Source organism: Ligilactobacillus sp. WC1T17, from assembly GCA_900110005.1.
GTDB lineage: Bacteria > Bacillota > Bacilli > Lactobacillales > Lactobacillaceae > Ligilactobacillus > Ligilactobacillus ruminis_A.
Genome location: FOCC01000018.1, coordinates 1 through 24,393 on the forward strand (window position 1 = coordinate 1; position 24,393 = coordinate 24,393).

Annotated in this window: 25 protein-coding genes, 2 tRNA genes and 2 pseudogenes; 23 read left to right on the top strand and 6 right to left on the bottom strand. The window is 41.1% G+C overall.

Translation table 11 applies throughout. The features are described from left to right. The first annotated feature begins 336 nt into the window (after nucleotides 1-336). Nucleotides 337-663, top strand: coding sequence for a putative quinol monooxygenase (locus BMX26_RS08825; protein WP_075531054.1), 327 nt, complete (start codon nucleotides 337-339; stop codon nucleotides 661-663). Between the two features lie 28 nt (nucleotides 664-691). Here the strand turns inward: BMX26_RS08825 and BMX26_RS08830 are convergent, their stop codons facing one another. Both BMX26_RS08830 and BMX26_RS08835 read right to left on the bottom strand, forming a co-directional pair. Beyond that, on the bottom strand, nucleotides 692-1,963 hold the full coding sequence (locus BMX26_RS08830) for an NAD(P)H-dependent oxidoreductase (RefSeq protein WP_075531055.1): 1,272 nt from the start codon (nucleotides 1,961-1,963) through the stop codon (nucleotides 692-694). Then, nucleotides 1,963-2,520: an NADPH-dependent FMN reductase gene (locus BMX26_RS08835; RefSeq protein ID WP_075531056.1), complete on the bottom strand. Its 558-nt coding sequence runs from the start codon at nucleotides 2,518-2,520 to the stop codon at nucleotides 1,963-1,965. Before BMX26_RS08835 ends, BMX26_RS08830 begins: the two co-directional genes overlap by 1 nt. 298 nt (nucleotides 2,521-2,818) lie before the next feature. On the opposite strand from BMX26_RS08835, the gene BMX26_RS08840 reads away from it, so the two are divergent. Next, complete coding sequence (locus BMX26_RS08840; RefSeq protein WP_180366070.1) at nucleotides 2,819-3,010, top strand: hypothetical protein; 192 nt, start codon at nucleotides 2,819-2,821, stop codon at nucleotides 3,008-3,010. Nucleotides 3,011-3,084: 74 nt separating this feature from the next. Here the strand turns inward: BMX26_RS08840 and BMX26_RS08845 are convergent. Both BMX26_RS08845 and BMX26_RS08850 read right to left on the bottom strand, forming a co-directional pair. Further along, nucleotides 3,085-3,169: transfer RNA gene (locus tag BMX26_RS08845), tRNA-Leu, on the bottom strand. A gap of 5 nt (nucleotides 3,170-3,174) precedes the next feature. Next, a tRNA-Ser gene (locus BMX26_RS08850) sits at nucleotides 3,175-3,264 on the bottom strand. Nucleotides 3,265-3,437: 173 nt separating this feature from the next. Between BMX26_RS08850 and BMX26_RS08855 the strand changes: the two genes are divergently transcribed. The 4 genes from BMX26_RS08855 to BMX26_RS09815 all read left to right on the top strand — a co-directional run bounded on the left by BMX26_RS08855 (nucleotide 3,438) and on the right by BMX26_RS09815 (nucleotide 6,082). Further along, on the top strand, nucleotides 3,438-3,968 hold the full coding sequence (locus BMX26_RS08855) for a hypothetical protein (RefSeq protein ID WP_075531058.1): 531 nt from the start codon (nucleotides 3,438-3,440) through the stop codon (nucleotides 3,966-3,968). 99 nt (nucleotides 3,969-4,067) lie between these two features. Further along, a complete protein-coding gene (locus BMX26_RS08860) occupies nucleotides 4,068-5,060 on the top strand; it encodes an asparaginase (RefSeq protein ID WP_075531059.1) in 993 nt (330 codons plus the stop codon). A 45-nt stretch (nucleotides 5,061-5,105) separates the two neighbouring features. Continuing rightward, nucleotides 5,106-5,639: a YkgJ family cysteine cluster protein gene (locus tag BMX26_RS08865; protein ID WP_075531060.1), complete on the top strand. Its 534-nt coding sequence runs from the start codon at nucleotides 5,106-5,108 to the stop codon at nucleotides 5,637-5,639. A 50-nt stretch (nucleotides 5,640-5,689) separates the two neighbouring features. Beyond that, entirely contained in the window at nucleotides 5,690-6,082 is a 393-nt protein-coding gene (locus BMX26_RS09815) for a Sec23/Sec24 zinc finger-containing protein (protein WP_225355246.1), read from the top strand. A 39-nt stretch (nucleotides 6,083-6,121) separates the two neighbouring features. Here BMX26_RS09815 and asnB read toward each other — a convergent pair whose 3' ends face one another. Beyond that, nucleotides 6,122-8,011 carry an asparagine synthase (glutamine-hydrolyzing) gene (gene asnB, locus BMX26_RS08875; RefSeq protein ID WP_075531062.1) on the bottom strand — a complete coding sequence of 630 codons (1,890 nt, stop codon included), beginning with the start codon at nucleotides 8,009-8,011 and terminating at the stop codon, nucleotides 6,122-6,124. Nucleotides 8,012-8,171: 160 nt separating this feature from the next. Between asnB and BMX26_RS08880 the strand changes: the two genes are divergently transcribed. The 6 genes from BMX26_RS08880 (at nucleotide 8,172) to BMX26_RS08905 (ending at nucleotide 12,352) form a co-directional block, all read left to right on the top strand. Continuing rightward, complete coding sequence (locus BMX26_RS08880) at nucleotides 8,172-9,290, top strand: WYL domain-containing protein (protein WP_075531063.1); 1,119 nt, start codon at nucleotides 8,172-8,174, stop codon at nucleotides 9,288-9,290. Nucleotides 9,291-9,368: 78 nt separating this feature from the next. Continuing rightward, nucleotides 9,369-10,187, top strand: coding sequence for a Cof-type HAD-IIB family hydrolase (locus tag BMX26_RS08885; protein WP_075531064.1), 819 nt, complete (start codon nucleotides 9,369-9,371; stop codon nucleotides 10,185-10,187). A 12-nt stretch (nucleotides 10,188-10,199) separates the two neighbouring features. Continuing rightward, the gene (locus BMX26_RS09820) at nucleotides 10,200-10,571 is read left to right on the top strand and encodes a hypothetical protein (RefSeq protein ID WP_075531065.1); all 372 of its coding nucleotides are present in this window, start codon (nucleotides 10,200-10,202) and stop codon (nucleotides 10,569-10,571) included. Continuing rightward, a complete protein-coding gene (locus tag BMX26_RS09640; RefSeq protein WP_225355247.1) occupies nucleotides 10,571-11,338 on the top strand; it encodes a tocopherol cyclase family protein in 768 nt (255 codons plus the stop codon). Before BMX26_RS09820 ends, BMX26_RS09640 begins: the two co-directional genes overlap by 1 nt. A gap of 12 nt (nucleotides 11,339-11,350) precedes the next feature. After that, the gene (locus BMX26_RS08900; RefSeq protein ID WP_075531066.1) at nucleotides 11,351-11,866 is read left to right on the top strand and encodes an NUDIX hydrolase; all 516 of its coding nucleotides are present in this window, start codon (nucleotides 11,351-11,353) and stop codon (nucleotides 11,864-11,866) included. Beyond that, nucleotides 11,867-12,352, top strand: coding sequence for a hypothetical protein (locus BMX26_RS08905; RefSeq protein ID WP_075531067.1), 486 nt, complete (start codon nucleotides 11,867-11,869; stop codon nucleotides 12,350-12,352). A 23-nt stretch (nucleotides 12,353-12,375) separates the two neighbouring features. Here BMX26_RS08905 and yaaA read toward each other — a convergent pair whose 3' ends face one another. Continuing rightward, nucleotides 12,376-13,101, bottom strand: coding sequence for a peroxide stress protein YaaA (gene yaaA, locus BMX26_RS08910; protein ID WP_075531068.1), 726 nt, complete (start codon nucleotides 13,099-13,101; stop codon nucleotides 12,376-12,378). 106 nt (nucleotides 13,102-13,207) lie between these two features. Here yaaA and BMX26_RS09825 point away from each other — a divergent pair. From BMX26_RS09825 to BMX26_RS08960, 11 genes and pseudogenes are all read left to right on the top strand, one after another. Then, nucleotides 13,208-13,813, top strand: a pseudogene (locus BMX26_RS09825) (sugar O-acetyltransferase). A 77-nt stretch (nucleotides 13,814-13,890) separates the two neighbouring features. Continuing rightward, nucleotides 13,891-14,055, top strand: a complete 165-nt coding sequence (locus BMX26_RS09830; RefSeq protein WP_225355248.1) for a hypothetical protein — start codon at nucleotides 13,891-13,893, stop codon at nucleotides 14,053-14,055. A 94-nt stretch (nucleotides 14,056-14,149) separates the two neighbouring features. Beyond that, the gene (locus BMX26_RS08920; RefSeq protein ID WP_412771416.1) at nucleotides 14,150-14,446 is read left to right on the top strand and encodes an acyltransferase; all 297 of its coding nucleotides are present in this window, start codon (nucleotides 14,150-14,152) and stop codon (nucleotides 14,444-14,446) included. A 79-nt stretch (nucleotides 14,447-14,525) separates the two neighbouring features. Beyond that, nucleotides 14,526-16,301, top strand: coding sequence for a DNA helicase RecQ (gene recQ / locus BMX26_RS08925; protein ID WP_075531069.1), 1,776 nt, complete (start codon nucleotides 14,526-14,528; stop codon nucleotides 16,299-16,301). Continuing rightward, nucleotides 16,288-17,160 (top strand): alpha/beta hydrolase, encoded by an 873-nt coding sequence (locus tag BMX26_RS08930; RefSeq protein WP_075531070.1) that lies wholly within the window; start codon nucleotides 16,288-16,290, stop codon nucleotides 17,158-17,160. Before recQ ends, BMX26_RS08930 begins: the two co-directional genes overlap by 14 nt. 48 nt (nucleotides 17,161-17,208) lie before the next feature. Further along, nucleotides 17,209-17,688, top strand: coding sequence for a ribose 5-phosphate isomerase B (gene rpiB / locus BMX26_RS08935; RefSeq protein WP_075531071.1), 480 nt, complete (start codon nucleotides 17,209-17,211; stop codon nucleotides 17,686-17,688). A gap of 81 nt (nucleotides 17,689-17,769) precedes the next feature. Beyond that, nucleotides 17,770-19,248 (top strand): MFS transporter, encoded by a 1,479-nt coding sequence (locus BMX26_RS08940; RefSeq protein ID WP_075531072.1) that lies wholly within the window; start codon nucleotides 17,770-17,772, stop codon nucleotides 19,246-19,248. Between the two features lie 111 nt (nucleotides 19,249-19,359). Beyond that, the gene (locus BMX26_RS08945; protein WP_075531073.1) at nucleotides 19,360-19,809 is read left to right on the top strand and encodes a MarR family winged helix-turn-helix transcriptional regulator; all 450 of its coding nucleotides are present in this window, start codon (nucleotides 19,360-19,362) and stop codon (nucleotides 19,807-19,809) included. An 11-nt stretch (nucleotides 19,810-19,820) separates the two neighbouring features. After that, nucleotides 19,821-21,548 (top strand): ABC transporter ATP-binding protein, encoded by a 1,728-nt coding sequence (locus tag BMX26_RS08950; protein ID WP_075531074.1) that lies wholly within the window; start codon nucleotides 19,821-19,823, stop codon nucleotides 21,546-21,548. Beyond that, entirely contained in the window at nucleotides 21,545-23,293 is a 1,749-nt protein-coding gene (locus tag BMX26_RS08955; RefSeq protein WP_075531075.1) for an ABC transporter ATP-binding protein, read from the top strand. Before BMX26_RS08950 ends, BMX26_RS08955 begins: the two co-directional genes overlap by 4 nt. A 149-nt stretch (nucleotides 23,294-23,442) precedes the next feature. After that, a pseudogene (locus BMX26_RS08960) lies at nucleotides 23,443-24,393 on the top strand (PDC sensor domain-containing protein); the annotation flags it as partial.

Sequence of the window (24,393 nt, forward strand, 5' to 3'; positions counted from 1 at the left end):
TATAGTGGCGGTATTTCCAGTCATTATAACTAGGTTCGGAGCGTGTATCGTTTTTTAATGTACACGTAATGTAATCGCGTGACGCGATTCCTACGATTTTAATCGTAGGTAGTTCAAGGTTGGCTTTGACTGCTTGAGGCCTGTTTTTTATGGTTGGTCAAATTGCAGGCTGTCAAAAAACAGGTTAAAAAAAGCAGACCAAAGACTAAAAAAATTTTACTTTTCAAAATATAAACTCCTTTCTAATCTTAGCATAATACCTGAAGCAAGCTTGAGGTAAAGTGTTCTAATTAGTAATAAAGCGATATCATGTTATAATTAAGCGAGGTGATATTTATGAGTTTAACGGTTAATTTGTATTATACCGGCCAAAACGGTAGTGCCAAAGCATTTATGCAGGAAATGGAACAAAGCGGTATTGCAGCTAAAATTCGTCAAGAAGAAGGCAACTTGCGCTATGATTATTTCCTGCCCGCTAATGATCCTGAAACGGTCCTTTTGATTGACAGCTGGGAAAACCAAGCCGCCATTGATAAGCACCATGCTTCTTCTATGATGCAGGATTTGGCTAAATTACGCGAAAAATACGATTTGCATATGCATGTTGAACGCTTTACTTCTTTAGATGATAATCCTGCTGATGAAAAATTTATCCGCAAATAAAAAATGGCGCCGGTTGAGCGCCATTTTTTTAATGGGTTGAAGCTGAGGTCGTACTGTCAACTTGGGTTTCTTTTCTTTCATCCACGATGACAGGAACTGCATTTTCTTCTTTAGTTGAAGCTGAGGTTACAGAATCAGCCTTAGGTGTTGGCTTAACAGCTGGGCTTTCTTTTTGAGAAGCGCCAGTAACGACATCAGCTTTTTTGTCGGCCACTAATTTTTGGCCGGTAGCTTGCAGGTAAAAGTCAACGACAGGCTTTAAATCAAGCACAATTTCATTAATGCCACGGTAAGATTTATTTTCATCTTCCATTCGCTTGTAATAATGAACCGTGCTGGTTCCCGGAATAAGCATCTTATATTCGCTTTGACCGTTGCGTAAGGTGTTGATAACCTTTTTAGCGCCGGGAATAGCTCGGGCAGGGTGAACAGCTTGAAGTGAAGACCCTGCTTGATCAGGTGTTCTGGGGGCCAGCATGTCTTTGGCATCGGCAAAGTGGTTGTAGTATAAGAATTGATTATTATCATCAGCATAAGTCAATTCAAACGGCATCGAATTCAAGAACCAGTTTAGCTGATCAACCGTTAAAACACCGCGGTCTAATTTCACATAGTCATTGCCACTTGCGGCGTGGGTTAGTTCAGCAGCTTTTTCGACCCACTGAGGATCATCAGAATCAATGCCAACGATAGTGGTATCAATCGGATTTTTAGCGGAGAGATCTTCGGCTTCAAATGACGGCACTTCTTTGGTGCGCATCGCTTTTAAGACTTTAATCCAGTGGGTAAAGTCTTTCATGACCGTTTCCAAAAAGGCTACCGTCCGAGCGTCGGTTAAATTGCCGGCTTCATCAAAAGCATTTTTGGCATTGCCTAACAAAAATTCATCTTTAGGCATTACTAAGGCATTAACACCAGGTGATTCCAAGATTTGTCTCAAATCAGTCTGGGCTCTGGAAGTACCTTGAGTGTAGTAAGAAGCACCCACTAATAAGACCGGCTTGTCATTGAAAGGATGCACTTTAGAGGAGAGCCATTCAATCAAGCTCTTTAAAGCCGGCGTGGTGGTATGGTTGTGTTCAGGTGTTGCTAAAATAACGCCGTCACTGGCTAAGATTTTGCGGTTTAGCTGGGAGATAATAGGGTAGTCAGCTAAGTTTAAATCTTCGCTGAACAATGGGACATCTTTAATGTCGACAATTTCTAAATTAATGTCTGGAAAATGCTTTTGGATAAAGCTCAAGAGCATTTTGTTGTATGACTGTGAGGCGATAGTGCCCGCAATACCGATTAATTTCATTATTGATCTCCTTCCTTTTTAACAGCAGCTACAAATGTTTCGAAAGCTGAAAATTGCTGGTCTAATTCTTTTAGCAAAGAAGCTTCCAATTGACCATTTTCAGCCACGGTTTGAAAACCGCGACCGACCAAAAATTCCTGGCTTTCCATCAGTTTGGCCCCTAATTCGGGTGCATTAAGGATTTTACGCAAATGTTCTTGAGCTCGCGATGTCCCTAAAGCACCGTAAGAAACACCGGTGATTAAAACTGGTTTAGCATTGAAAGGCTGATCGAGGTAAGAGAGCCAAGCCAAAGCGTTCATCAAGACCGCCGGCACAGAATGGTCATATTCAGGCGTTGCAAAAATGACCCCATCAGCCTGCTTAATTTTTTGGGATGCTTTTAAAACGGCTTCGGGCACCAAGTTAGCGTCTACTTTGCTGAAAAGCGGCCACTGGCTGATGTCAAGTAATTCAATGTCAGCTTGGGCTGCAAAATGCTTTTTGATAAAGTTCAACATTTTGGCGTTAAGCGACTTGCTGTAATTCGTACCTGCAATTCCAATATATTTATTCAAGGAAATCAACCCCTTATTAAGCGTTTACTTAATTATAACATGGCTTGAATGTCATTTAAATAAATTAACCTGCTTGACCAAAAAGTTGTGATATTTAGATAATCAAACCATAATTCATCGGAGGTCGCGTAAAATGTGCGGTGGATAAGATGCCTTGGGCTCTTATCCTTTTTTTACAGTAAAGAGGGGTTAATATGCAGCAAAATATTACTTTTACCAGCGGTCCAGTCTTAAAAAATTTACTGCGATTTGCTTTTGTTTTGTCGGTTATTTTAACGGTTATGGTAAAACGCGTTTTGTGATGGTACAGGGCTTAATTGGGGCGTTGGCCTTGCGGATACCATTAGCCTTTATCTATACCAGCCTTCCTGGCGCTAACCTGTTTTATTTAGGGATGGCCACACCGACTTCTTCCTTAGTGCAAACGGTTATCTGCTTGCTTTATTTCAGAAGATTGAAGCAAAAATTGCGCAGGAGGCAAATTAAATAAAGCAGTGCTTACGTATAAGCACTGCTTTATTTTTGAGGCACAAAAAAAGACTGCCATAAAGCAGTCATAAAAAATACCGGTGATCGGGGTCGAACCGATACGTCCTCAACGGACACTGGATTTTGAGTCCAGCGCGTCTGCCAATTCCGCCACACCGGCATCAAAGGAGAATAAGAGATTCGAACTCTTGCGTGGTTTTACCCACCTGACGGTTTTCAAGACCGTTCCCTTCAGCCAGACTTGGGTAATTCTCCATATCAATAACACATCTATTACTTTAACAATTTTTAGTTGAAAGGTCAATCTTTTTTTGTAAATTAATTTAAAAAAGATTCACAAAAAAATAAGAGCTTTTTAGTGGAGCTTTATTTGGTTAAATGGCAGCTGTATTTTATAATAAAAGAAAACAGATAAAGGACGTGGGCCTATGTTTAAAGCTAAAGAAAATTTTCCAACTCTAGATTCACTGCAGGTTATTTATAATGTGTTAAATAAAATTGAAGCCAAACAAGGCCATAAGCATCGCATCCGCCAGGCTAACGGCTCATTGGTATTTTTGGGTGAATTAGGCGGTCAGGTGTTAGGTTTAGGAATTGGCGGCTCTTTAGCCTACCAGGCTTTGAGTCAAACCAAAAGACCTAATTTAGACCTCAAAACGGTAAGCCGGCTATTGAATAATCCAGCTGAATTTGTGGATGAAAATCTTGATTTTATTACCAATGTCGGTTGGGCTTTAACAGGCGTGATTGTCGGTAATAAATTGGGACGGTTAGCTGGCAAAAAAGCAGCACAAAAGGCTAGTTTACAATATACGAAGAAGCATTTACTAAAAGAAGCTCAAAAGAGTCAACAAGCCTTGGTCGAATTATTAGTGCAAGCCCAGAATCGTGATGAATTAGAAGCTTTGTCCAATCAATTAGATAGTTTGCTGGCACTGCTTAAAGAGGATTTAGCTTAAAAGAAGCTTCTCATGGCAATGAGATGTTTTTCTTTTTTTGACAATTAATGAAAATTAATTTACGCTAGATACTTGTGATTAATCAGCATGGAGGGAAAAATGACGCCAAAAATTTTGCTTTTATCAACCGGGGGAACCATTGCTTCGGTAGCTTCAGAGAAGGGGTTAACGCCGCAAACATCAGGACATGACTTGCTCGATACCTTGGGTGCAATGCCTTATGATATTGAAGTTAAAGATTTAATGGAACTTGATTCGTCAAATATTCAGCCTGAAGAATGGGCTAAGATTGCGCAGGCTGTTTTTGAAGCTAAAGATGACTATGTCGGCATCGTTATTTCGCACGGAACGGATACAATGGCATATACAGCTTCAATGCTGACTTTTATGCTGCCGAATATCAATGTGCCGGTTGTTTTGACGGGCAGCCAGGTGCCGATGAATATTTTACTGAGTGATGCTCCTGCTAATTTAAAAACAGCTTTTGCAGCGGCGGTATCGTGCAAGCCGGGGGTTTATCTGGCTTTCAACCGCAAAGTGATGCTGGGATGTCGGGCAGTTAAGGTCAGGACGACTAGTTTTGATGCCTTTGAATCGGTGAATTTCCCTAATGTAGCTGAAGTAACATCAGACGGTCTGGTCTTTAACAAAGAAGCACAAGCTGTTTTGACCAAAGAAGCAGGACAGTTGAACACGAAGATTGAAACCAATGTGGCCGTGGTTAAACTTTTTCCGGGTTTTGATCCGGAAATGCTTAAGATGATGGGCAAAATGGGCATTAAAGGTTTGGTCATTGAAGCTTACGGCTTAGGCGGAATGACTTACATCAGAAGGAATCTGGTGGCAGCTGTAGGTGAATTGACACGTAAAGGGATTCCTGTGATTGCGGTTAGCCAATGCTTATATGAACGCAGTGATTTGACCAAGTATGAAGTCGGCCGTCAAGCACTTTTGGAAGGTGCTATCAGTGCACATGATATGACAACGGAAAGTGCGATTACCAAACTCATGTGGGGCTTGGGACAAAACATGGATTTGCCTCAGATTGCGACCTTTTTTAACACCAATGTGGCAGGCGAAGTCAGCTTATAGCTTTGGTGGTATAATATAAAAGTTAAACAAGAAAGGTCAGGTTTGATGACACAAGAAGATTTAGAAACGGTCAAAATGGACAAAGACATGGTCGATATTGCTTATTACCATGACTTAGCCCAGCAAAAACAAAAAGAACATGCCAAATTTTTGGCTAAATTACGGCAAAAAAAGCCGAAACATCTTGATAAAGTGGTAAAAGAAACACATGCTGAAGTATTTGCAGTGGTAGATTGCACGAAATGTGCCAATTGTTGCAAAGACTTAGGCCCTGATTTTACCGAAGCTGATATTGAACGGATTGCACATGCATTTAGGATGAACCTAGGCAAATTTGAAGATACTTATTTGCGGGTCGACGAAGACGGCGACAAGGTCTTCCAATGCATGCCCTGTCCTTTTTTAGGGGCCGATAACCTGTGCAGTATTTATCCGATTAGACCCAAAGCCTGCCGTGAATTTCCGCACACTGACCGCAAAAAAATTTATCAAATTAATAAATTGACAATTCAAAATACGCTGTATTGTCCGGCAGCCTATTTATTTGTGGAAAAATTGCGGCATAAATTGCAACTGTGAGGTGTGCTATGATTTCTAATTTTTGTCCCCATTGTAAGGCGAGCTTGGTTATGCAAAATGGTTTTAACAAAAAAGCCCCTTATTACATCTGCAAAAAATGCCAGCAGATGATTATCAACCCGCAAAATAAGCAGCTGAAGCAAAGCAAGATTGTTTGGCTTTGCGATCGGTGTAATGCTTTACTCAATGTTCAAGCCGGTTTTGATGAGCATCAGTTGAAGTTTACCTGTCAAAAATGCGGTTATGAAAATTCTTTAGGATTAGAACAGATTTTTTTGACGAAAGAAGCCGCTGATAAGGCACGGCAAGAAAAATATACCTGTCCCAAGTGTCAAGACCTGCTGACAAAGCAGACGGCTTTTAACCCGCAGCTGTCAGCTTATACTTGTGAAAAATGTCAAACTAAGTTGGTAAAACGCTTGGGCAAATTTGAACAGCAATAAAAAAATGCTACCCGTGTTAAACGGATAGCATTTTTTAGTTTAGGCTAATTCTTCATGCGGATTGTAGTTGTCGATAAAGTATAACTTATACCAGACCAAGAAAGTATAGATAGTCCACAATTTACGTCGGCCATCAATTTTGCCGTTGAAATTGTCATCTGCTAATTGAAGCAGTTTGTCTTGGTCGAAGAATTCATTGACAAAATCCTGGCTGAAGAGGTCACGAACTTGGTGGTAGTATTTTTCTTCTCTTAACCAAGCTCTGATTGGGACAGGGAAGCCCAACTTAGGCCGGTGTGCCCATTCTTCCGGCAAAGTCCGGTTAGCCGCTTCTCTAAAGGCCCACTTTGTTCCCTTGTAGTTGAAGAGATACTTGGTTGGTGTTGATTGGGCGACTTTCAAAATTTCCTTGTCTAATAAAGGCACCCGAAGTTCCAAGGAGTTAGCCATACTCATTTTGTCGGCTTTTAACAAGATATCGCCCGGCATCCACTGGTGAATATCGACATATTGGCGCTTAGCAACTTCATCGATATCCTTATCAGCCAATTTATCAAAGAATGGCTTTAAGATTTCTTCAACGGTTGGACCGCAATCATAGTCTGATTTTAAAATATCGCTGGCTTCATCAGGTGAGAAGATGTAGGCTTGACCGACAAAATCTTCACTGGCTGGAGCTAAAGCGTGATAAAGGTGCAGGCGGCCATGGAAGTTTTTGGCATGCTTCAATTTTTCACCTAAAGCATGGCGCTTTTCCATTGGCAATTTCTTCAATTGATCGGCAATCCAGCGGATAAATTTGGAGCTGGTATTAAAGCCGTAATCAGTATAACCGGCAAATAATTCGTCGGCGCCTTCACCGGATAACATAGCCTTGTAGCCGTTGTCTTTAGCTAATTTGGTCAAGAAGTAAAGCGGAACGACCGAAGGGTTAGAGTCTGGTTCATCCAAGAAATATTGAATCTTAGGGAAGGCGGCAAAAGCCACTTCATTTTTTAACTTCATATCTTTATTTTTCAGACCCAATTTTTCGGCTAATTCACGTGCTTCTTTGGTTTCATCATAGGTTGAATCAAAACCGATGGAGAAAGTGCAGTCAGGACGCATTAAAGCAGCTACATAACTGGAATCGACCCCGGCAGACAAGAAGGAGCCAACCTTGATTCCGTCATCGGCAAAGCTGTGTGCTTTAACGGATTCTTTAACAGCAGCTTCAATCCGGTCAACAGCCTGATTAAAGGACATATCTTGGGGATCAAAGTCAGCATCGAAGTATTGTTCCATACTGAATTTGCCGTCTTTGTAGTGGAAAAAGTGTCCTTCAGGGAGTTTGTATACGCCCTTGAAGAAGGTTTCTGGGGTGGCTGAATATTGGAAGGTCAAGTAAGGCTTGAGGGCTTCTTTGTTCAGCTGCTTTTCAAACTTAGGATGATCTAAGAAGGCTTTGATTTCCGAAGCAATAAAGAAAGTGCCGTTCATTTGGGCATAGTATAAAGGTTTGATACCAAAAGGATCCCGTGCCCCAAACATTTCTTGCGTTTGGCGGTCCCAAATGACAAAGCCAAACATCCCGCGCAATCTCTTAGCGATATCTTGCCCCCATTGTTCGTAACCATGCAAGATAACTTCAGTGTCAGCGTGGGTGCTGAATGTATGTCCTAAAGCGATTAATTCTTCACGTAATTCTTTAAAATTGTAAATTTCACCGTTAAACAGAATAGCTTTGGAGTCATCTTCGTTAAAAATCGGTTGCTTACCGCTTTTAACGTCGATAAAACTCAAGCGTCTAAAGCCTAAAGCAGCGTGGTCATCGACAAATTTACCGCTGTCATCGGGACCACGGTGAATAATGCGATCCATCATTTTTTGAATTGTTTCGTCTTTGCTCTGTAAACTATCATTGTTTACGTATGCTACGATACCACACATAAATTATTTACTTCCTCTCATAGGTTGTCTAAAAAGTCTTTTTTGACCATATAAATATAGTAACAAAAATTAGGCAAAATACAATTCTTTTTTCATCGGGCTTTGGTCGAAGCCTAAAATTAGGTTATACTGAAATAAAAACAGGCGGTAAGGTGAAAAAATGGATATATCTTTAATCAAAGAACAAGTGTCAGACCTCACACCCAAAGAAAGACAGTTACTCTATGCGATCTTGCTTTTGTCGGGTGAAGTGCTTGATTCACAAACAATTGTTGACTTAAATGACCACTTTGACTTGGAAAAAGGCAGTCAGAATGAAAAAAGCAAAAAGCGCAAGGCCCAGCGCTGGCTGGATGATTTAGCCCAAATATTTAATAAATTAGACCGTTACGAAGTCATTAAAAGCGAGCAAGACCGCGCCTATAAGCTGCAAATTGTCGATCAAGCTGCCCTTAATTTTCAGCAAATTTTACTCATGGTCGAAGCTTTGCTGGCGGGCCGCTTCTTAGCTAAAGACGATTTAGTCCAAATCAGCCATGCTTTGCTGGATCAGCCGTTAAAAAACCAGCGGCAGCAAAATTCGAAAAAATTTATTGAACACACGTTGAATGAAAAAATCAGTCACTATCAGCCAGTAGCCGAAACAGTTGATATCGAAGAAACTTATCAAATTTACCAGGCGATTATGGAAAAAGCCGCGGTTGAATTCCGGTACTCTACTCCAAGCAAGAAGCAGGATTCGGTAAAAAAGGTTGATCCTTGGACGATTTTTTTCAATGACCACTATTTATATTTGGCTGCCACAGAACATGAAGAACATCCAAATGTGGCATATAAGCTCTACCGGCTGGACCGGATTTTTGATGTAAAAATCACCAAAAATAAAGCTTACTTAGATAATCAGCCGCAGGTCAATTATGTGCAGTCAGCTAATAAAGGAGTCAATGAAGCTGGTCCTTATACGGTTAAATTTAATTGCTGGCACCCCTATAATATTGCCATTGTTTTGGATAAGCTGCCGCATGCCAAAATTGTGAAAGGCTACACGGCTTTGGGACAGGAAAAAGATTTGTCGCAGGCGGGCTTAGTTGATGCTTATGCTTTTAAGATGGGCGAATATGCGACGATTGAAGCTAAAGTTTATGGGGATCAAAAGACGGATTCTACGAAAAATTTGATGCTTTCTTTAGGCAAAGATGCGCAAGTCTTAGCCCCGGAAGCCTTGGCTGCTTCTATTAAAGCTGATTTGAAAGCCGCCTATCAGCGCTATGAACAATAATGTAGTGTAAGCGTTGTATTTATAGTAATCATTATATATAATTAAAAATAATTATATATAATGATTACGGAGGCATTTATGAAAAAGATTAAGTTAATTGCTAGTGACATGGATCAAACTTTTTTGCGAAATGACGGGACGTTTGATCAAGAGCATTTTAGTAAAATTTTGAATCGCTTAGATCAGCATCAGATTAAATTTGTTGCTGCCAGTGGGCGGTCTTTGTGGCTAATTGAAGATATCTTCGGTAAAAAATTGGGCAAAAGAATCGATTATGTCGCTGAAAATGGCGGCTTTGTAATGGCTGACGGCCAAAAAATTGCGGGCGAAGGTATCAGTGCTGACGTTTTGCGGCAGGCAGAAAGCTTTTGTGCTAAGCATTTTTCCAAAAATTATTTGATAGCTGCCGGTAAAGATTATGCCTATACTTTAGATGCTGATGCCTTCCAGAAGATTGGCGGCCCTCATCAGAAGACTTTTAGTCATAATGTTAAACAAGTTGCTGATTTTGCCGACTTAGAAGCTGATATTTATAAATTAACTATTTTTACGCCGGATAATAATACCGAAGAAGTTGCAGAAATATTTAACCAAGGGTTTAAGCAGCCGCTAACGGCAGTGGTCAGCGGCTATGGCGCTGTTGATTTAATCAAGCCTGGTTTACACAAAGCCTGGGGGTTAAAGCAGCTGATGAATTATTTAGAGCTTGATGCCAGCAACTTGATGGCTTTTGGTGATGACTTAAATGATATTGAAATGCTTAAATTAGCGGATTATGCTTATGCCATGGAAAATGCCAAGCCTAAAGTTAAGGATGCTGCGAGCTTTATTGCGCCGAATAACAACGAATCAGGGGTATTGCAGGTTATTGAAAAATATTTGGATGAATTAGACTAGGAAGTGAGTTTAATGGTGAATTTAGCACGGCAACACTTTAATGTGCCAAAAGAAACTAGGGATAACTTAATGCTTGGGGGCAAATTAGCGCGCCAAGGCTATGACTGGTGGTGGCATAATTTTACCGGGGTTAATCTTGAGACAGGCGCCAAAAAAACTTTTTTTGTTGAATTTTTTATCATAAATCCAGCGCTAAGTCCGCAAAAAGTCCTGTTCGGCCAAGCCCCCAAAACAGCTAAGCCATCTTATTTAATGGTTAAAGCCGGCAGCTGGGGACAGGATAAAGCGCAAATTCACCGTTTTTTGCCTTGGATGAAGTACATCAAACCAGTTCGCCTTTTATTATTAAGGCTAAAGACTGTCTTGTCAGTGAAGATCAGCTAATGGGAAGTGTCAATGTCAGTGCTAAAGATGCCCATGATCATCCGGAATGGATGAGTGATGCCGGCCAGATGACGTGGAATTTGCAGGTTAACAAAGAATTGGCTTTTAATGTTGGTTTTGGAGCCAGCTCTTTGATGCGCAAACTCAATGCTTTTGAGATGTATTGGCATGTTCAAGGCTTAAAAACCAAATACAGCGGTGAAGTCATTTATAATGGGGTGAAATACCAGGTTTTCCCAGATACTTCTTTTGGCTATGCCGACAAGAATTGGGGACAAGATTTTACCTCGCCATGGGTTTGGCTGAGTTCAAATTGCCTTTACAGCACGAAATTAAAACGCCCGCTAACCAATTCAGCCTTTGATATTGGCGGAGGACGCCCTAAAATTTTCGGTTATGGCTTGGACCGCTGTTTGCTGGGAGGAATGTATTATGAAGGGTTGGAGTGTGACTTTAACTTTTCTAAACCCTGGCTTAAGGTTAAAACGGATTTTTCTTTCCATGAAGGAGAAAAAGAGGTCTTTTGGCAGGTTAGACAGGAAAATGTTTCCTATGTGATGGAAACGCAGCTTGCTTGCCCTAAAGCTGAGATGCTTTTTATCAATTATGAAGCTCCTGATGGTCAAAAGCGGTATTCGAAGTTGTGGAATGGCGGCACCGGCCACGGCAAAATCAAGTTATATCAAAAAAAGGGTCAAAAGTTGGTGCTGTTAGATGAAATTTTAGTTGATCATGCGGGATGTGAATACGGTGAATATGACCGCTAGGTAGGTGATTGGATGCAGGCTTCTGTCTTAGTTCCCGTGTCAGCGGGAAAAATTTTATTTGAAGTAAGAGCCTTAAATATCTCGCAAGCAGGTGAAGTGTGCTTTCCCGGCGGAAAAATTGAAGACGGTGAACCGCCGCTTAAGGCAGCTTTTCATGAAACCTATGAAGAATTAAACCTTGACCAAAGTTGTTTTACCTTCAAAAAAGCCCTGCCCAAGCTCACCCTTAAGGGACAAAGCACGCTGGAAAGTTATTTAGTTGAGTTAAGACCGGACTTTGAAAAAAAGCTGCGGCTGTCAAAAAATGAAGTTGCCCAAGTGTTTGAAGTTGAGCTTTCCTGGTTTAAAAACCACAAAGCCCAGGTATATCCTTTAGATGATGTTAATAAAGTTCCGCCAGACTTAGCTGCTTTTTTGCGCAATTATCCGCCTTTATCAGGTCAGACACTTTATTGGCAAAAAGGGCCTTTTGTTATTTGGGGACTGACGGCACAAATCTTAAAAAATGCATTAGAGGAAGTAAATTAAATGGACGATATTTACCAAATGGCGCAAATGTTTCACCAAAAATTTGATGATCGCGCGCCTAAAAAGCCGGTTGCTTTAACAGACAAAGAAGCTGGTTTTCGGGCTGAATTTATGCTGGAAGAATTATTTGAATTTTTAGTGGCTGATACTGAGGATAAAGAAGAAATTAAAGCCCGAGCTAAGGCCTTTCATGAAGCTTTAGATCGGGCTGTCAATAAAAGTTTAACCAAGGTTCGCCCGCAAAATGAAACGATTGTTAAGCAAAGTGATGCCTTAGGCGATTTGATTTATTTAGCTTATGGGACTTTTGTTTTAATGGGCGTTGACCCTAAAGACATCATTAATAGTATTCACCAGGCTAATATGGATAAATTATTTGCGGATGGAAAGCCCCATTATGATGAACGGACGCATAAGGTCTTAAAACCTGCTTCATGGCAGGGCCCAGAAGCTGGAATTAAAGCTGCTATTGAAAAGCAAAAATAAAACCGCAGGTTACTGCGGTTTTTTTAGTCGGTAAAGACCATTTCGTTTGCTGAAGACAAGTTTTCATTAAAACTTAGGCCTAAAGCGGTAAAAGTTTTAAGCTGATCTGGTTTAGCAACTTTGTTTTGGGCAATAAAGCGTACCATGAGGCCACGGGCTTTTTTAGCTAAAGGTGAAGAAACCTGGTATCCCTGAGCGGTTTGCTGCTTGAACGTGACCGTAATTACTTCTTTTTCATTGGCATAAGGCAAAATGGCCTTGGCATATTCTTGGCTGGCCAGGTTTAGCACTAAGCCGTCTTCTAAAGCTAGGTCAGCTAAGCGGTCACCCCAAAAAGTATACAGTGAATCGCCGTCAATAACCTGATTCATATCTAAACGGTGGTTTTGAATCCCATCGAAGGGCCGTAAAATGCCGTAAAAGGCATCTAAAATATAAAGGTGATCTTGTAAAAAAGCTAAAGAAGCCTGATCCAAACTAGAAGCATCTAAGCTTTGGTATTGGAGGCCGTTAAAAGCTAAAATGGCCGGGGTTAATTTATTAAAATCAAAGTCTAAAGCTTTCAAATCAGCAAAAGCCTGTTTAGCGATGGCTTCACTGCAGGCAAAAAATTGCTGCAAGTCATTAACTGACATGCGGCGCAATTGGTCACGGACGTAATTGGCCTGGTCTTGAAAGTAAGGCTGGTCTAAAGGGGCCAGTTGTGTTGAAGTTTGCATTTTTTTAGCGGGTGAAATAATAATTTGCACAAAAAAATCTCCTTAAAATGATTTGTAGTTAAATTATATGCTTGCTAAGCGCGGAAGGCAAACGTTATACTGAAAACGATTGCATAGCTTAAAAGGAGAGCTGATTATGACAGAACAAGAAAAAATGCTGCAAGGGAAATTATACGATCCGTCTGATCCCGTTTTAGCGCAAAAAAGAGCTCAAGCGCATGAATTATCCCAACAATACAATGCTTTAAATTAAAAAGATCCCAAGCGCCAAGACATTTTAAAAAAATTGCTGCCAAACAGCCAAGATATCTACCTGCAAGGGCCAATTCAGTTTGATTACGGCGAATTTACGACCATTGGCGCTAAAAGCTACGCCAATTTCAACTTTACCTGCCTTGACTGTGCACCGGTAAAAATCGGCCAAAATGTCTTCATGGGCCCAAATGTCAGCCTGCTGACACCCATGCATCCTTTGCGTTTTGAAGAACGCAATCAATTCCAAAAAGAAGACGGAACTTGGACAGATCTTGAGTATGCCAAACCAATCACGATTGAAGATAATTGCTGGCTAGCCGGCAATGTCACCGTGTGCGGCGGGGTAACTATCGGATCAGGTTCAGTCATCGGTGCCGGCAGTGTGGTAACCAGAGATATTCCTGAAAATACTATTGCAGTGGGTGTTCCGGCTAAACCCATCCGAAAAATTACCGCAAATGACAGTGTTCAAAATTTAAATATTTAAGCTGGGCATGTTAAACCACTTAAAATAAGTATTAGCCAGGGCTCAATTTAATTGCATAATTAAATTGAGGTGATTAGATGGAATGTCAAGAAGAGCGCTATGATATGCGCCAAAATACAGAAGCGGACCGGCAAAAATTTGCCCATGATGCTAAATTGCTGCATCAATTTAACCAGGCAATGCCTTTTTCAAAAGAAGCTAAAGATATTTTACATGAATTGATGGGGGGAAAATTTAGCTGATTCAAGTACCATCAATGCCCCCTTGTCAGGATCATGTATCTCAAGCAAGCTCAAAGTCGGCAAGAATTGCTTTATTAACGGCGGGCTCTTAGCGATGGCTAGAGGCGGAATTACCATTGAAGATGGGGTGCAAATCGCTGCCAATTGCCGGATGTTGTCCAATAGCCACGATCCTTATGACTTGCAGGTTCTCTTGTGCAAGCCGGTGTTAATTAAAAAGGACACTTGGCTGGGAGCCAGGGTTACTGTTTTGCCAGGGGTTTGCATTGGTAAGCATGCAATTGTCGGCGCAGCTTCAGTTGTGACCAAAGATGTGCCTGATTATACGGTTGCTGTGGGTAACTCGGCCCGCATTTTGAAATATTTGGATAAAGAAAAATTCAATGACTAAAAGCTGGAAAAATTTCCGGCTTTTTTTTATGAAAAAATTCTAGTAAGATAGAGGGGATTAGGAAAAAAGAGGGGTAATTATGGATCCATTAGCGATTTTAGAAAAATATTACGGCTACCATGCATTTCGGCCTGGACAAGAACAGGCAATTACGCAGGTTTTAGCCCGCAAAAACACCTTAGCGCTGATGCCGACCGGCGGTGGCAAGTCTTTGTGCTACCAAATTCCGGCCTTACTGATGCCAGGCTTGACGTTAGTGATTTCACCGCTGATTTCTTTGATGAAAGACCAGGTAGATGCGTTAAAGCAAAATGGGATTGAAGCAGCCTTTATCAACAGTACTTTAACCAGCGGAAAATTATCAGAAGTTTATCGCAAATTAGCGCAAGGCAGGTTAAAATTGCTCTACATTGCCCCCGAACGGTTTGATTCAGACTTTTTCAACCGTTTTTTAGCAGGCGTTAAGTTATCTTTAGTGGCCATTGATGAAGCCCACTGCATTTCACAGTGGGGACATGATTTCAGACCGCAATATCTTAAATTGAGTGCTATTTTGCAAAATTTACCACAAAAACCGACGCTGATTGCTTTGACAGCGACAGCGACCCCACAAGTGGCACAGGATATTTGTCAACGGCTGGATATTGCACCTTCCTGCCAAGTTGTGACTGGGTTTTCGCGGGATAATTTAGCTTTTAAAGTTGTCAAAGGAGAAGACAGTAAAACATTCATTTTAAACTATTTGCAGCAAAATCAAGGGCAAGCAGGGATTATTTACGCCAATACGCGCAAACAAGTGGAAGCTTTGGGTGTCTTTTTAAAAAAACATGGACAAAAAGTCCGTATCTATCATGCGGGTCTTTCTGAGGCAGAACGGCTCCAAAATCAGGAAGCTTTTTTGTACGACCAAGCAGATGTGATGGTTGCGACAAATGCCTTTGGGATGGGGATTGATAAAAGCAATGTCCGCTATGTAATCCATGCCAGTGTGCCGGGATCGCTGGAAGCCTATTATCAGGAAGCCGGCCGGGCCGGCCGCGACGGCCTTGAATCCGAAGCGATTTTGCTCTATCATGACAGCGACTTGCAGACCCAGCGTTTTTTCATTGAAAATTCACCGGCTGATGAAGCGTATAAAAAACAAGAATACCAAAAACTCGAAGCCATGGTTAGATACGCCAACAGTGAGGCTTGTCTGCAGCAGGTTATTGTCCAATATTTTGGACAAACCTGTCCGCCCTGCCAAAAATGCAGCAACTGTCTTGACCAACGGGAAGCCAAAGATATCACTATTGATGCCCAAAAAGCTTTATCATGTGTCGTGCGGATGCGGGGGCGGTTTGGTAAAAAAATGATTGCCCAGGTTCTAAAAGGATCAAAGGGTCAAAAAATTATATCTGAAAAGCTCAACGAATTAACCACGTACGGCATTATGTCGGCATATAAGCTCAAAGAAATTGAGAGTTTGCTGGATTACCTTTTGGCCAGCGGATATTTGGTTAATGATGATCCAAAATTTCCTAAACCTCAATTGACAGTTAACGGCGCTGATGTACTAAAAGGAAAAGCCAAGGTTATGCGTAAAGTTTCCGTCGTGACTGCTAAAAAGAAGCCAAAAGACAGCAAATTGCTGCTGGCTTTGAAAGCTTTGCGGCTTAAGTTGGCACAAGCCGAAAAAATTCCGCCCTTTATTATTTTTTCAGACAGTACCTTAGTCGAAATGGCACAAGCAAAACCGCAAAACTGGGATGAATTGTTAGCTGTCAAAGGGGTTGGGGAATATAAGTTAAAATTATATGGCGCCAAATTTTTGGCTGTCATTCAAGAAGAAAGCCAAACTGATGAAGATAATTAAAGTTTTAATGGTAGTAATGTGTCTTGGCGTAATTGCCGGCTGCCGGCAGCAGACCTCAAAGTCTGTGAAAAAACAAGCTCAAGTTACTCAGACTAAAAAAGTTAACAAAACACCCCAAAAGAAAAGCGTACCCACTTTATTTGTACATGGGCTTCAAGGAAGTCACAAGTCAACTGATGGAATGATCAGCCGCCTTGAGCAAAGAGTTGGCGTCAAAAAAGTACTGACCATAAACGTTGACAGCAATGGAAATTTGCAGGTAGAAGGGAAGTATCAGCAAGTCCGCCATCCTTTAATTCAGGTGAATTTTTTAAATAATGTTGCCGATACGGCCACCAATGCTTTATGGCTGACCAAGGTATTGACTTATGTGAAAGATGATTTAAAAGTCATTCACGTTAACCTGGTGGGACATTCAGCCGGCAACTTGGCGATTTTTCAAAGTCTTTGTCAAAATAATAACCTGCCTAAAGTTGACCATTATGTCAGCCTGGCCGGACCCTTTGACGGGGTGATTACTATGAATGATACAGCTAATGCCAACCAGGTTGACAAACAAGGCAAACCGCAGATTTATTATCCGGCTAACGATTATTATCCAAGCTATCAGGAGTTGTTAAATCAGGCAGCATCTTTTCCCAAAAAGACTAAAGTTTTGCTCATTTACGGCAACCTCGAAGATGGATCGAATTCAGATACATTGGTATCAGAAGCATCGGCTTTGTCACTGAAATATTTGCTCAAAAACAACCCTTTAACGGTTAAATGCCTTAAGGGATCTGAAGCGACGCATTCAGGTTTGCATGAATCGAGGAAAGTTGATTTATGGATTGCTGATTTCTTGGGTTTCAAAGCGTAAAAAAAGTGTTATACTAGGACATGCATATTTAGGAAAAGAGGAATAAAGATGAAAATTGCTTTAGCAAGTGACCACGCCGGGGTGACCTTAAAAGAAGAAATTACCGCCCTACTTAAGGAAATGGGACATGAAGTTATTGATAACGGTCCCTTTACGACAGATTCCGTTGATTTATCAGATTACGTTTATCCAGCTTCCTTATTAGTCGCTCAAGGCAAAGCTGATCGTGGTATCTTTATTGACGGGGTTGGTTATGGTTCTGCGATGATCGCTAACCGGGTTTTAGGCATCGATGCTGTGGTTTGCCAAGATCCCTTCTGTGCTAAGTTAGCCCGTCAGCATAATGATAGCAATGTTTTGTGCCTTGGAGGAAAAATCATTGGTTCCGCAATTGCTTTAGAAATTGTCAAAACGTGGATGACAACTGATTTCTTGAATCAAGAAAAATATCTGCGCCGGGTAAATAAAGTCAAAGAAATTACCCAAAAACACCTCCGTTCACTTGAAGAACTAGGTTTAGACAAGTAATCAGCCAGGGCAAATCACGATGATTTGTCCTGCTTTTATTTTGATAGCAATTAAGCATAAGAAAGATGAGGAAGTGATAAAGTGACTAAAAGAGATGTCAAATTTGTAACTTGGGCTTTAATCTTAGCCAATGCAATTTCAGGTTTGGATGCAACAATTATTACCACTGCCTTACCGGCTATTATCTCTGATTTAGATGGGATTCAATTTATGGGCTGGTGTGTGGCTATTTTCTTATTTGGTGTAAGTGTTTCAACGCCTTTTTGGAATAAATTAGGCGAATTATTCGGTACTAAAAAGGCCTTCTTAGGCTCTTTACTGATTTTTGCTGTCACGTCTGTTTTAGAAGGTTTAGCGCCCAACATCTATCTTTTTATCGCTGCTAGAGCCTTGATGGGTATTGGCGCTGGCGGTATGGGCGCTTTGCCATATGTTATTATCGGCTATTTATATGATGACATCTATGACCGTACCAAGGCGTTAGGCATGGTGGCCGCCAGTTTTAGTTTTGCTTCAATTATCGGACCGCTGTTAGGCGGGGTGATTGTTGATGCTTTGTCATGGCATTGGATTTTTTATTTGAACGTGCCTTTTTCCTTAATTACGATGTATTTAACGTGGCGTTATTACAAGACAGACGTCAAAAAGGTTGTACAAAAGAATTTTGATTGGTTAGGGTCAGTGCTGATGGTGGCTGGTTTGGTCATTTTTCTAAGCGGAGTCCAGCTGCTTGGTTTGACTAAATTAAGTCTAGTTATGGCTTTGATTATTTTAGGCCTGGTTATTTTAACGCTTTTTGTATTAGTGGAAATAAAGCTTGCGCATCCATTGATTAAAATGGACATCTTTAAAAATAAACAGCTAGTTGTTGATTTTATTTTATTTTCGCTGGCATGGGGCAGCTTTGTTGCTTACAATACCTATGCGCCAATTTGGTCGCAAGGTCTTTTAGGAACTAGTGCCTTAGTCGGGGGAGCGGTTTTGATTCCCAACTCGATTGCTGATTTATTTGGCAGCCAGTCAGCTGCTTGGATTCAACGCAGATTTAAAATTAAAACCGTCTTAACGATGGGGTTGAGCTCAATTTTGATTACGGCGGCATTGATGGCGGTACTGCCTTTTGATACCCCACTGATAGTTTTGATGGCTACTGGACTTTTTTCTGGTTTTGGGGTTGGTTTGGTCTTTGTCATTTTGCAAGTAAAAGTGCAAATGGATGCTAGAAAAGATGAAATGTCGGAAGCAACATCTTTGAGCTATTTAATTCGCATTTTAGCGCAAACTTTGATGGCGGCGATTTACGGGGTGTTGATGAACCAGCAGTTAGCCGCTGGAGTGCACAAGTACCCGCAAGTAACCTTGAAGATGCTCAATAATCTGACTGATGCTAAAAATCAAAAGTTATTGCCGCAAAATTTAATGCCGACATTGCGCAGCATTTTGCATCAGGGAATGGTTGTCATCATGGTGGCCGCAGCTGTCTTGGCTTTAATCGCAGTGGTGGTTAACTGGCGTAGCAAGAATACCGAAATTAAGCATAAAGGTCCTTTGCAAGACTAAACGAAAAGAATGTTTATTTAAGAAAAGACTTGTCGATTGACAAGCCTTTTTTTGTATGCTATGCTTCCAAAAAAGTCTTAACTGGGACTAATTTTACAGGGGGGTTGAAACGTGGATAATAAAATTATTGCCAGTCAAAAATTAGTCAGACAAACAGAAACGGAAGTAGTTAATATTTCCCAAATCTATGAAAAATTGCTGAAAAAAAGCAAGCAGCCGCTTAACCGCTTGGATGTTTTATACGAATTGGCTTTAGGCGAAGTAATGACGCAAGGGCAGCTGGCTCAAAGGATCAACCGTCCCAAGCAGACGATCAACAACATTATTACCAAAATGCAGCAAGAAGGACTGGTGGATTTGACGCCGTTAAAGACGGATGGTCGGAAAAAAGTTATCAGTCTGACAAAAAAAGGGCGCATTGCAGCAGCTAAAGACTTGGATTTTATGTTTCAAGTTGAAGACCGCTTGGTTGATGCAATGGGCACGGTTAAAATGCAGCAGTTAATTGAACTGGAACGTGAATATGCGAAGAATTTGCAAACAATAGCGGAGGAATTTTAAGAGGTGAGAAGATGCAGATTTTAAGGGAACATTTATTTAAATACCCAACCTATATTTTGGGAGCGGTGATTTCAGCGGTGGCGTCCATTGGCACCATGCTGTATCAGCCTAAATTATTGCAGGATATTTTAAATGCCATTTTGAAAAACAACATGGATGCCATTAAGACGCTAAGTGTTTGGCTGATTTTTTTGGCCGTAATTGGCGTTATTTCAGGTATTTACAATGTATATTTTGCGGCTAAAATTGCGCAGAATGTTACCAGTGACTTGAGACTAAGAACATATCAAAAGATTCAGAGCTTTTCTTTTGGAAATATTGAACATTTTTCCAGCGGGAGCCTCGTAGTGCGCTTAATCAACGATATGAACCAAATTACCAACTTATTGATGTCAGTTTTTATGCAGTTTTTGCGGATGCCATTAATGTTTATCGGCGCATTTATCATGGGGGTTTACACCTTACCGCGACTGTGGTGGCTGGAAATTTTGATGATTATATTAGTGATTTTGGTTTCAATCTTTACTTTCCAAAAGATGGGCCGTTTATTTGGTCAGGTACAAATTTTTATGGATAAAATCAACACCCGTGCTAAAGAAACCTTGCAAGGCATGCGGGTGGTAAAATCATTCAATCAAGAAGCCAATAACAGTGCCAATTTCAACCAAACATCCGATGAATTAAATAAAATCAACTTGTGGATCGGCTATATTTTTTCAGCGTCATTTCCGGCCTTTATGCTGGCCACTTATGCAGCGATTGCTTTAGCAATTTACTTAGTCGGCGGTTCCATTACCAGCCACCCAAGTGATGTTGCAGCTATCAGCTCTTATGTAACCTACCTATCCTTAGTAATGAATGCCATTATTGTGATTGGAATGACCGCGACCATGGTTAGCCGTGGGCTGGTTTCTTTAGAACGTATCAAGGAAGTCTTAGATACCAAGCCGGATTTGACTTATGTAACCGACCAGGATGAAGATTTAAAAGGCAGTGTTGAATTCAAGCACGTCAGCTTCACTTATCCAGACAGTAAGCAAGAAACCCTCCACGATATCTCATTTAAAGTGGCTCCCGGGCAAAAAATTGGAATTGTCGGCAAGACTGGCTCAGGCAAGTCTACCTTGGCACAATTGATTGCCCGTTTATATGATCCAAGTTCAGGTGAAATTGACTTGGGGGGCAAAAATATCAAAGAGGTTAGCCAAAAGACTGTCACCAAGACGGTTTCTTTTGTCTTGCAAAGAGCAATCCTTTTTTCCGGAACTATCAATGAAAATTTACGGCAGGGCAAAAAAACAGCTTCCCAAGCTGAAATTGAAAAAGCCGCCCAAATTGCTCAAGCTGAAGAATTTATCAGCAAGTATCCGGATACCTTTGAGCATGAAGTTGAAGAACGCTCAGCCAACTTCTCTGGTGGGCAAAAGCAGCGCTTATCTTTGGCCCGCGGGGTGGTCGGTAATCCAGTTGTACTGATTTTAGATGATTCAACGTCGGCGCTTGATGCTAAGTCGGAAAAATTAGTGCAAGAAGGCTTAGCCAAGCATTTAAAGGGGACAACCACCTTTATTATTGCTGAAAAATTAGTCTCAGTTAAAGATGCCGACCAAATTCTTGTCTTGGATGACGGACATCTGTCTGCCTGCGGGACACACGCTGAGCTTTTAAAGACATCCCCGGTTTATCAAGAAATTTACCAAACGCAAAAAGCAAAAGAAAGGAGAAGCGACCTGTCATGAAAAAAGCACTGCAATATTTTTATAAGTACTTAAAACCCTACTGGAAGGGGATTAGTCTGGTGATTATCTTAACCTTGGCGATGACTTATTTTCAGGTTGTGGCTCCCGTTTACATGGGCAATACCGTGACTGATTTGACGAATATCTTGAAGGGTCATGGCTCAATGACGACCTTTTACCATGATTTGTGGCTGATGATTGTCTTTTATGGGCTGAATGTTTTGACGATGGGTTTGTCATGGACGATTACGTCGGTTTTTAATGCTCACGCCAACAATAATATGCGTAAAAATTTATTTACGAAGCTGCAAAAGATGACCATCAAGTATTTTGATACCCATCAGGATGGTAAATTATTGTCGCTGTTTACTTCCGATATCGATAATATCTTCAATGCGATGAATAATGCCGTCTTTGAAATCATTGCACAATCGGCTCTTTTTATCGGCACAATTGTGATGATGCTGCTTATTAATGTTAAACTAGCTTTGATTACGATGGCTTCAACGCCTTTAGTGGTGATTATCAGCATTGTGATTATGAAAAAAGCCAGTTTTTATCTAGACCGACAGCAAGAAGAAATCGGTGCTTTGAACGGGTATATTAACGAACAAATTAACGGGCAAAAGGTAATTATCACCAACGGTTTGCAAAAAGATTCCGTGCAGGGCTTTACCGTACAAAATGATAAAGTGCGCAAGACAATGTTCAAAGGCCAATTTTATTCAGGTTTACTCTATCCTTTAATGACGGGGCTTTCCCTGCTTAATTTAGCGATTGTAATTTCAGCGGGAGCTTTGCTGATTATGACCGGTAGTATGTCAACTGCTAAAGGCTTAGGTTTGCTGGTGATGTTTGTCCAATATTCGCAGCAATACTTCCAGCCCCTGATGCAATTGACGTCGATTTATTCGATGATGCAATTAGGGCTTACGGGGGCTAAACGGCTAAAAGAAGTTGAAGACCAGCCTGAAGAAGACCGCGTGCCAAACGGGCAAATCTTAACAGCTGTTAAAAAGGGTGTTTCCTTAAATGATGTGCATTTTTCTTATAATGAGAAAAAAGAGATTTTACATGGGGTCTCGCTTGACGTTAAAGCCGGCAAATATGTTGCCTTAGTCGGACCAACGGGTTCAGGTAAGACGACGGTCATGAATCTCTTGAACCGCTTTTATGACGTTAATCAAGGCTCAGTGACCTTTGACGGCATTGATGTCAGACAGCTGACGCTGACTTCTTTGCGGCAAAATGTCGGCATTGTTTTGCAAGATTCCGTGCTTTTTACGGGCACAATTGCTGAAAATATCAAGTATGGCAAACCAAATGCGACCGATGAAGAAATGATTGATGCAGCCAAACAGGCACAGATTCACGACTTTATTATGACTTTGCCAGACCAGTATGAAACGCTGATAGGGGCTGATAATGAAATCTTCTCTACTGGACAAAAGCAGCTTTTGTCGATTGCCAGAACGATTTTAACCAATCCGGCCTTTTTAATCCTGGATGAAGCGACTTCAAATGTTGATACGGTCACTGAAGAAAAAATTCAAAAGGCCATGGATAACGTCATCATGGGGCGGACCAGCTTTGTGATTGCCCACCGATTGAAGACGATTTTAAATGCTGACCGAATTGTGGTTTTGAAAAATGGCCAAGTTTTAGAAGAAGGCAGTCATCAAGCCTTGCTGGCCCAAAAAGGTTTCTACTACGACCTTTATACCAGCCAAATGGCCTTTGAATAAAGGTAAAAGATTCTATCTTGAGGGTAGAATCTTTTTTTATAAAAAAATTCAGCGCGCTGCTAAGCTTTTTTTTGCTTTAAAGAACGGCTTTTTGACGCAAAGCTGCCTGTTAGCGGAGCATTTTTGATACCTCATTTGTGGTAATTTCAGTGGTACTGGCTTTGTCCTTTTTGCATGGCTTAATTGGGGTGCGGGAAGGGACCATTCTTTCAGCCTTGCTGACAGGGCGGATGGTTGTCTTTACTGAACCTTACAAAGATATTGCAACAGGCAAAATGGTGGTGACAGCCACATATGCCTTTAAAGCCCAAAACGGTCGGACGATGGTTTTTGCGACTGACATGTCATTTTCAAGTATTGAAAAAACCATCAGTAAGCTGAAAATTGGGACGACGGGGCGCGTTGTTTTTGTAACCACCAAAGGGCAAGTTGTTGCTACTACAGGTGCTGATAAATCAAGTATCAAGCAAGGAACAAATATTTCTAATACAGCCCTTTTCAAAGCTGTTAAAAAGGCTTCAGCTAAAAAGGGAACCATTCACCTTGCAGGTACATCTAAGATTACTGATGCCTACTATTTTAAGCCCGGTAGATATTACACCTATTCTTATGTGCAAAAGTCAGATTTGTCCAGAGAACTTAGAATAGTCGCTTTGAACGCCGGCTTGATTGCTTTAGTGGTAGCGATTTTTGCCGCTATTTTGGCAGCCGCTGTTTCCGGGGTCTTCAAGCGCTTGATGGATACCATCTTAGGCTACTTCAAAGAAGCTGAAGGCGGCAACTTGAAGCCGGTTGATCCTGCTGAAGTGAAGGCTGATGGTTTCCTTGATCGGACAGCTAAGCTTTTATATACACCAAGAGCTGATGGAACGGAATTTAACCGGCTGATTTATGCTTACAACGATGTGATTGCCGGAGTGGGCGATTTGGTTACTTCGGTTAAGCGACAAAGTAATGAAGTGGCTGAAAAGTCCGATTCCTTGTTTGAACTTTCTAAGCAGACCAATAAGGCAACCGAAGAAGTTACTCAAACGATCAATGGCATTGCGGAAGTAACCTCATCCCAAGCGCAAGAAACACAAGAAAGTGTTTCCCGTTTG